The organism is Streptomyces sp. NPDC030991 (genome assembly GCF_055571235.1).
Genome location: NZ_JBVIFR010000060.1, coordinates 1 through 1,011, shown reverse-complemented (window position 1 = coordinate 1,011; position 1,011 = coordinate 1). Strand labels below are relative to the sequence as shown.

The window sequence follows — 1,011 nt, the reverse complement described above, 5'->3', positions numbered from 1 at the left end:
CTAGGTCGTTTCTGATGGCTCTTGGACGGTGTCGCGGAGCCAGATGGCGATCGCTGCGACGGTGAGGGTGCCGTTGAAGATGTAGTCGCGTTTGTCGTAGCGGGTGGCGGCCGCACGGAACTGTTTCCACTTGCTGATGCACCGCTCGACGGCATTGCGGCGGCGGTACTGGGCCTTGTCGAAGGCCGGGGGCCTGCCGCCGCACCGTCCGCGCCGGCGACGGTGTCCGCGCTGGTCGTCGGGCTGGGCGATGGTGACTTTGATATGCCGTTTCCGCAGGTAGGCCCGGGTGTCGCGGCTGGAGTACGCCTTGTCGCCCCGCACGCGGTCCGGGCGGACCCGCGGACGCCCTGGTCCGCGCCGTTTGATCCGCAGCTTCTCCAGCACCGGGACGAGCATGGGGTTGTCGCCCCGCTGGCCGGGCGAGGTCAGCCAGACCAGCGGACGGGCCCGGTCGTCCGCCAGCACGTGGACCTTGCAGGTCAGCCCGCCCCGCGAGCGTCCCAGCGCCTCACGGCCATCGGCCTCCTCACGGGTCCCGCCCCCTTTTGCGGGTAGTCGGCCGCGGGCTTGTGCGGGGCTCCGGCAGCGTGCTGATGTGCCCGGCAGGACGTCGAGTCGATGTTCACCGCCCATTCCTGCCGGGCCACCTCGCGGGCATGTCCCGCGTCCGGGTCGTGCGCGTCCGCCTCGATCTGGAGTTCCTCCAGCAGAGCCTGCCAGGTGCCGTCGGCCGACCAGCGCCGGTGACGCTCGTAGACGGTCTGCCAGGGACCGTAGCGTTCGGGCAGGTCAGGCCAGGGAACCCCGGTCCGGGCCCTGAAGAGCACCCCGTTGATCACCCTGCGGTGTTCCGCCCACTGCCCACCCGGCCTGCCGTTGGCAGGCAGCAGGGACTCGATCCTCTCCCACTGCGCGTCGGTGAGTTCATGTCGTCGCACCATACGAAGCCACTTCCCACCCGACCAAAAGATCCACCCAGCACACCAAGAGCCATCAGAAACGGCCTAG

The 1,011-nt window shown here is 69.4% G+C and carries 1 protein-coding gene; it reads right to left on the bottom strand.

Annotated features, from left to right (window positions below):
- Window positions 1-944 (bottom strand): IS5 family transposase gene (locus ACZ45E_RS39885; protein ID WP_468231451.1). Its coding sequence is split into 2 segments (ribosomal slippage): window positions 1-525 and window positions 528-944, totalling 942 coding nucleotides; the frame shifts between segments, so codons are not numbered across the junction.
- Window positions 945-1,011 lie beyond the last annotated feature (67 nt).